General features: G+C 38.3%; 8 protein-coding genes. 3 read left to right on the forward strand and 5 right to left on the reverse strand.

Features of this window, described 5'->3' with window-relative positions; genetic code table 11:
- On the forward strand, window positions 1–810 hold an 810-nt coding region (locus E1140_RS07575), incomplete at its 5' end, for a substrate-binding periplasmic protein (protein ID WP_155181180.1).
- A gap of 81 nt (window positions 811–891) precedes the next feature.
- The gene (locus tag E1140_RS07580) at window positions 892–2802 is read left to right on the forward strand and encodes a RecQ family ATP-dependent DNA helicase (protein WP_155181183.1); all 1911 of its coding nucleotides are present in this window, start codon (window positions 892–894) and stop codon (window positions 2800–2802) included.
- A gap of 5 nt (window positions 2803–2807) precedes the next feature.
- Here the strand turns inward: E1140_RS07580 and E1140_RS07585 are convergent, their stop codons facing one another.
- Genes E1140_RS07585 through E1140_RS07605 form a run of 5 tightly spaced genes read right to left on the reverse strand, consistent with a single transcriptional unit; the run spans window position 2808 to window position 7291 of the window.
- Window positions 2808–3338, reverse strand: a complete 531-nt coding sequence (locus tag E1140_RS07585; RefSeq protein ID WP_155181186.1) for an NADPH-dependent FMN reductase — start codon at window positions 3336–3338, stop codon at window positions 2808–2810.
- 2 nt (window positions 3339–3340) lie between these two features.
- Window positions 3341–4075, reverse strand: a complete 735-nt coding sequence (locus E1140_RS07590) for a head GIN domain-containing protein (RefSeq protein WP_155181189.1) — start codon at window positions 4073–4075, stop codon at window positions 3341–3343.
- On the reverse strand, window positions 4072–5163 hold the full coding sequence (locus E1140_RS07595; protein ID WP_155181193.1) for an acyloxyacyl hydrolase: 1092 nt from the start codon (window positions 5161–5163) through the stop codon (window positions 4072–4074). The genes E1140_RS07590 and E1140_RS07595 overlap by 4 nt, the downstream gene beginning before the upstream one ends.
- 41 nt (window positions 5164–5204) lie before the next feature.
- Entirely contained in the window at window positions 5205–5939 is a 735-nt protein-coding gene (kdsB, locus tag E1140_RS07600; RefSeq protein ID WP_155181195.1) for a 3-deoxy-manno-octulosonate cytidylyltransferase, read from the reverse strand.
- Window positions 5939–7291, reverse strand: coding sequence for an NfeD family protein (locus tag E1140_RS07605; RefSeq protein WP_155181198.1), 1353 nt, complete (start codon window positions 7289–7291; stop codon window positions 5939–5941). Before E1140_RS07605 ends, kdsB begins: the two co-directional genes overlap by 1 nt.
- A 31-nt stretch (window positions 7292–7322) precedes the next feature.
- Here E1140_RS07605 and E1140_RS07610 point away from each other — a divergent pair.
- The coding region (locus E1140_RS07610) for a DUF4905 domain-containing protein (RefSeq protein WP_155181226.1) at window positions 7323–7799 on the forward strand (477 nt) is incomplete at its 3' end.

Below are 7799 nucleotides of genomic sequence, written 5' to 3' on the forward strand. Positions count from 1 at the left end.
TCGGTAGGATATTCACAATATACCGGGGATAACTGGAGTAAAGTAAAAGGTGCTGGAAGCGGAACGATTTCGCTGGCATACGTGGAAACTCCAGGTTTTGTATACAAAGATGGATCGGGGAAGCTAACTGGAATTTGTGTGGATATCATGAATGACTTTGTGGCTTATGTAAATGCTAAAAAAGGAGTTAAAGTGTCTACAAAATTTGTGGGCGATGGCAGCAGCTTTAGAGGCATGTATGATAAAGTAAAAGCTAGTAATGGTGGTGTATTTGGACTTGGTAACGTCACCATGACTGAAGCTCGTAAAAAGGAAATTAAGTTTAGTCCAGCATGGATTACAAACTTTGCTATCCTTGTTACTCAGAGTAATGTACCAACACTTACAAAAATGAGTGATATCAATAAGACTTTTGCTGGGTTAACAGCTTACACCGCAAAAGGAACTTTGAATGAGAAGAGACTATTAGATATTAAAAGTCAATACTACCCTGATATGAAAGTAGCTTATGCTGCCTCAAGTCCTGAAACATTAGACAAGGTGCTATCTGACCCTAATTCTTTCTCTTACCTTGATCTTGCATTTTATTTAGATGCGGTTACAAGAAGAAAGCCATTAAAAAGACATCCTGTAGGCGATAAGAGCTCAGAACAGTTCGGTTTTATAATGCCTATGAACAGTGATTGGCAGCCGTTAATGGAAGAGTTTTTCAGTGCAAATGGTGGTTATACCAATACAATCGAGTACAAAAAGATTTTATCTAAGCATTTAGGAGATACAGGAGTTAAGCTGCTACAGGCAGCAAACTAATTCTTCTTAAACTATAGAAATTGAAGGCTACCTTTTAGGTAGCCTTTTTTGATTATATTAGTCTGCAACGAAAGCAATTTGATGACTAAACCAGTTGAAATATTATCACAGTATTGGGGGCATGCAGCGTTCCGACCTGGGCAGGAAGATATTGTTAATTCTGTTTTGGCAGGTGATGATGTTTTAGCACTATTACCAACAGGTGGAGGCAAATCAATCTGCTTTCAGGTGCCCGCCATGATGCGCGAAGGCATTTGCATAGTAGTGACACCATTGATAGCACTTATGCAGGATCAGGTGGATCAGCTGAATAAAAGAGGGATCAAGGCCATAGCTATCAATGCCAGTATGGGCCCAAAGGAGATTGATATTAAGCTTGATAACTGTGTTTATGGATCGTTCAAGTTTTTATATGTTTCTCCAGAGCGCCTAAAAACTGATTTGTTCAGGGCACGATTGACGAATATGACCGTTAGTCTGCTTGCTATTGATGAAGTGCATTGTATCTCTCAATGGGGTTATGATTTCAGACCGTCCTATCTGGAAATTGCAGAGATCAGAGAAGTAATTCCTGATGTTAATGTTATTGCATTGACAGCTACTGCTACGGAAAAAGTAAAGGTTGATATTCAGGAAAAATTGCTGTTTAAAAAGCAGCACGTTTTTCAAAAAAGTTTTGCCAGAGATAACCTAAGCTACTCTGTTCGGAAGGTGGAAGATAAGGAACGGAAGCTGTTAGAGGTGCTTAAAAATGTAATGGGATCGGCCATTGTATATGTAAATACACGCAAGGCAACTAAAGAGCTGGCTACTTTACTTTACAAAAATGGAATTTCTGCCGATTTCTACCATGCTGGGTTGAGCTATGAAGATAGAAAGGACAAGCAGAAAAAGTGGCAAAATAACAAAACCAGAGTGGTTGTAGCTACCAATGCCTTTGGTATGGGAATAGACAAACCTGATGTTCGTATTGTTATTCACATGAGCTTAACGCAAGATTTGGAATCTTACTATCAGGAAGCTGGAAGGGCAGGGCGTGATCAGAAAAAGGCTTATGCGCTTATTTTATATAATGATGCAGATGTTAAAGAGCTCAACGAAAAATTGAAGCTGCAATATCCTGAGTTGACACTAATTAAGAGAACTTATCAATGTTTGGCTAATTATTATAAACTGGCCGTTGGCAGCGGTTCTGATCAGCGATTTGATTTTGATATTCATGAATTTTCAGAAAGTTATCAGCTGAATCATCTACAGGTTTATTATGTGTTGAAGAAGCTGGAGGAGGAAGAACTCATCCTCTTCAATGAAAGTTTCCATCAGCCATCGCAGCTTAATTTTAATGTTGATAACAAAGCTTTATACGAGTTCCAAATTGCCCAAGGCAGATTCGATCCACTAATTAAAACCATATTAAGAGTATATGGTGGCGAGCTTTTTAGCAATTTTTTAAAGATCTCTGAGAACCAGCTGGCCAGACAACTTGAAACTACTGAGCCAAAGATTATTGAAGCCCTAAATGCGCTAGTCAAACACGGAATAATTAATTACAATCAAAAAAAGGACAAGCCGCAATTAACATTTGTTCAGCAGCGGTTTGCTGTAGAAAGTCTGCCATTGAATGTTAAGCGACTGAAAGAAAGAGAAGAAAATGCTAAATCTAAAATAGAAGCTGTAGCCAAATATTTAGCAAATGATCACCAGTGCCGAACCGCTCAATTGTTGGCTTATTTTGGAGAAACTACCTATGATCATTGCAGTATCTGCGATGTTTGCGTTCAGCAAAAGAAATCAGGTCATGTAGAGCATCTGGAACAATACAGACTTCAGATTGATCATATAATCAGAGAAGAGCCTATCCCAGTAGAGGTGTTGGTTGATACTATCAATCCTCCAAATAAAGAAGAATTGCTAGAGCTGGTAAGGGAAATGGTAGATGCCAATGAACTTACCTATGATGATCAGTGGAGACTGGTGAAGGCTGTTAAATAAGATTTTTAAAAGGCCAGTATCTTCTCGACTTGCTCTTCAATTAACAGTTGATAAAGCTTATTAGTAATCTTCTCACCATTAAAATTCTTTTCGATGTGAGAAAGCTTTGGCTTGAGTGAGAGCACTTCCATACCGCAATAATGAAAAATATCAGTAAGGTGGCTCAGCGCTAATCCAGCTCCCTGAATACCTGATGAAATTCCTACTAAAGCACTTTTCTTGTTTTTGAAGCTGCCAGGATATTCCAGACCATCTATGAAAGTCTTTAATACGCCAGGAAAAGAACCGTTATATTCCGGAACCACAAATACGAATTTGTCAGAATCGGACATTAATTTCCTGAAGTGGTTGAATTCCTCATTCTTACCAGAGTTTTCATAGAGCGCAGTAAAAGCGAAGTCATTAGGTAGATCTGTGAGGTCAATTATTTCTGCATTGCAGCCAGCTTTGGCCAGTAGCTGCTGATAAATAACTGAGATCTGATAGGATACTGAGTCTATTCTGTTTGTGCCGCAAATAATGGTGATCTTGTTCATAATTAGTTTGTTCCATCTACTAACCTGCCGCGGTTAGTTATGTTTACATCTATAAATTGAGGAGCCTGTCCAACATATGTTAAGTCACCTGTAGAACCGATACTACCGGTCAATGACTCAGTAACATTTACTATGATATCGTTAGACCCGTTGTGAATCACTTTGGCATTTATAACGAGCAAATCACCTCCGTCAAATCTGCTGTCTCCAGACGAAAATGTGAGATTCAGATTTGTTACCACTCCCTCAATATAATAATTTGTGATTTCATTTCCATCTACTCCGAAATCCAACATATCAATGTCTAAATTAATCAGTCCATTACTGTTTTTTGATTTCATAAATAGAGCAGGGTAGCGCAATGTGTTAGTAGAATAAAACTCGCTTCCACCAATGATTTCGACTAAATTAAGGTCATCAGTTGTTATTTCTAATATTGGAAAGTCATACGATCTCACCCATTTACAACCAGCATTGTTTCGAACCATTAACTCACCATTGATTACTTCAAGAGATATGTCACTCAATAAATTTTCACCAGCTGTTACTGAAACACTTTTTTCAGTTCCATAGGTAAGGTAGACCTTAAACTCATTGTTAATGGTCATTTTATCAAATTCAGGAAGATCGTAGACCTGAGTTGCTTCACTACCTGCCGATTTTAAGCAATCAGGAGCATTATCACTATTACATCCAAATAGTGTGATAATGGCCAATATGATAATTAATCTTTTCATTTGATTCTGTAACCCACTGCAAATTCCATAGCCTCTGCTTTAGCGCTATGAGATTTTACTCCGCAAGAGGCATAAAACCTATCAGTAATGTATCTTCTTAAACCAAGTCGTAAATAGATTTTTTGAAATGGATAATAAGGATCATAGATATAATAACCTGCTTGCATCATAACAGAATACTGGTTGATCACTAATTCATGACTTAGTGCCAATCCAATTCTATTAGTGTCTTTGCCCTTGTTCTCTTCATCATATTTAACCTCATCTTCTAAAGATGCGGAATAGAACCATTCAACCACCAATCCCATCCTGCTTTTATGATTTAACTGTTTATCAACTAAACCAGAAAGTACAAAGAACGGTCTTGCTCCGCTTCCTATTTTAATACTTTCATGAGCCCCTCCAGATAATGTTACTGAACCTCCAATAGGCTTTGTTTCTATCTTTGGCTCGTTACTGTAAGTGTACGCTGTCGGCTTGTATTTAATCATATAGGTTAAGCCTGTATTATTAGAAAACATATTGATTCCTGAATTAGGTTTTTTCATCGAGCCATTTGAAAAGTGTGTTACCGATACCGATGTAGTCAGCGCCATTCTCTCACTAAGCTTATATTGATATCCAAACTGAAAGAGCACTGCACCGGTCAGGTCTGTACTAATAACATTGTTCTGGTTGTTGGTTTCAGGATGATATTTAGTTGTTGTGTAACCAGCACCAAATCCCATTTTAAAGTTCAGCTGACCCTTGGCTTCACGTTTACCACGCAGGTAGAAATTTATATGCGGAATTAGCGCTAGTGTTTTACCCAGTGCCGGATTTCTGTAATCCATATAAACAAAGGTCATTCCCTGATCTGGGAAGTTATAGCGCTGCTCCCAGCTATTGCTCCCATAAACCTTTTTATCGTAAGTGATTCTAAAACCAACAGGGTGATGCTGAATCAAATGGCTGATTTGTGGCTTATGCTCATAGATGAATCCGGCATGCATTTCAAGCCCCAAAGTTTTATTTAGCCCTGGAGTGAACTGCGCCTGAAGTACTAATGGTAAAAGAAAAAATGGGATTAAAAATAATCTAAATCTCACGCCTACATCATTTGAAGCGCGAAAATACGTTGATTATTGTGTTAATAAAAATCTTTTAGCTTTTCTAAATCAGCCGGTGTGTCTACACCGTAAGATTGAATATCTGTGATGGCAACCTTTATCTTATATCCATTTTCAAGCCATCGTAGCTGCTCTAAAGATTCCGCTTTTTCAAACCCTGAAACAGGAAGTTTAGTAATGCTATTTAGCACATCTATTCTGTAACCATAGATGCCAATGTGCTTGTAAAAGTCATGATGCTTAAGCCATTCTTCCTTGGGCTGGTTTCTAAGGTGGGGTATAGCCGATCTGCTAAAGTACATAGCTTCAGAATGAGCGTTGAAAACACATTTAACAACATTAGAATCTAGCACCTCATCGATATGATCTATTTTCTTAACCAATGTACCTAATTCAGTATCACCATCTAATAAGCCTGCCAAAAGGTCAATTTGACTTGGGTCTATGAATGGCTCATCACCTTGAATATTGATTACATAATCGAAAGATTCGGTTTCTTTTTCCACCACTTCCTGGCAGCGGTCAGTACCACTTTGGTGATCTGGGCTGGTCATGCTGTAGTTGCCATTAAACCCTGATACTGCTTCAGCAATAGCATCATGATCTGTTGCTATAACTACTTTACTTAAAAGGTTGGACTTTGATGCTTGCTCGTATACACGCTGGACCATGGGTTTGCCGCCAATGTCGGCCAGCGCCTTTGCTGGAAAGCGAGTTGAAGCATATCTTGCCGGTATTACACCTAATATCTTCATCAAGCCTCTAGTTTTACTTTTAGTGAAGTACCCTCATCACTCGTTACTATTACTTTTTGATCTTTATCAATATAGTCTCCTCGGGTATAGGCATCATAAACATCACCATCAATTAGCACTTTGCCACTTGGTCTCAAAACGGTATGAGCTACTCCACTTTTCCCGACTAAAGTTTTGTCATTAAAGCTACTGGTATATCCTTCTGACCGGTTCATGGTATCAGTCAATGCTACTCTTGCAAAGAATTTTGAATCTGTCATTTTTACACCAATCATAAATAGAAGTATTAGACCTCCAACTACACCAACACTTGCCACTACAACAGCGATTAGAATACTATCAAACTCAACGAAAGTAAAATCAAAGGCATCATTATTTAGCATCACCAATATGAGTGAGCCAAGTGTAAGCGTAATGCCCAATATTCCCGCTACGCCAAATCCTGGAATGACAAAGACCTCGAGGCCGATGAGAATAAGGCCCAGGAAGAAAGCTATAATTTCCCAGTTCTCAGCCAGACCAGTGAGGTAATAAGGTACAAAGTATAAGACCAGAGCAATTAGAGAGGCCGCTATTGGAAAGCCAACTCCGGGAGTCTGAAGCTCAAACCAAATACCTCCAACGATCACCATAATTAAAATACCGCTGATAAAGGGGTTTAAAAAGAATTCAATAATGGTATCGGTAGTACTTAACTCATATTTTACAAGTTCATAATCTTCAATTTTGTTACGTTCTAAAATTTCTTCAATGCTTGAGACTTTTGCTTCACAAAAGCCATGTTTGATGGCCTCTGAAGTTGAAAAAGTGATAACCTGACCGGCCTTAGTTACGCTGTCTATTTCTATGGTTTGATCAACCATTGCTTCTGCAATTTTTGGATTACGGCCTTTTTCTTCGGCAATAGATCGCATAGTGCTACGCATATAAGACTGATACTTATCAGGAGCTGCGGCTCCATCTTGTGTCACTACAGTAGCGGCTCCAATATTGGCACCTGCCGCCATGTAAATACTATCGCAGGCAATGGAAATTAACGCACCAGCCGATGCTGCATCTTTATTGATAAATACCCAAATAGGCTTTTCAAAATCGAGAATGTTCTCCACTATGTCTTTGGCGTCTGTAACAATACCACCATAAGTGTCCATTTCTATAATGACATAGTCTGCTTCTATGGCTGTTGCATGTTCGAGAGCAAGATCAACATAATGATTAGTTCTAGGATCAATTTCTGACTTGATCTCCATTACCATCACTTTAGCCTTTTCATCCTGGCTGATGGCCTGATTGGTCACCAAAATCTGAAGAAGCAGACAAATAATAATCACAAAACTTTTTAACCTACCCATACCATGTATTTTTGTCTAAATTAAATAATTAATGCGATTGTCTAGAAACTTAACTCTTAACTTTTCTCACACCTTTAACGGTAAGATTTGGAATGTACTTGCGAATGAAGGAGGTAGTAAAATGGTTTTGGAAATAAGAAATGATGAGAAAATGACCTTATCCTTTTTTATTTATGACTTCATCCAAAATAAAGTTCAGGGACAAATTGCACTTGAGGAAAAATGGTGGGCTTCAATTGCTTGTATCTCAAATGAGGTTGTAGTTTTTAAAAATTATGACAACGATGCTAATGCCAAGGTTTTGAGCTATGAAGCCTATGAATTGAAAGGCCTTAAAAGAACCTGGGTTAAGGAAGGAATTAATAATGTTTCATTCAGTTCAGTTACATTTTCCAGTGTAGCTGATAATGGGGAGGTGCAAATATTTGATTTGAAATCGGGTGAGTTGGTCAATGTAAGTACTTCTGTAGGAAGGGAAAGTGGGAAAGGCGTTTCGTCACCGGTTTTT

This window comes from Fulvivirga lutimaris, from assembly GCF_009711525.1.
GTDB classification, from domain to species: domain Bacteria; phylum Bacteroidota; class Bacteroidia; order Cytophagales; family Cyclobacteriaceae; genus Fulvivirga; species Fulvivirga lutimaris.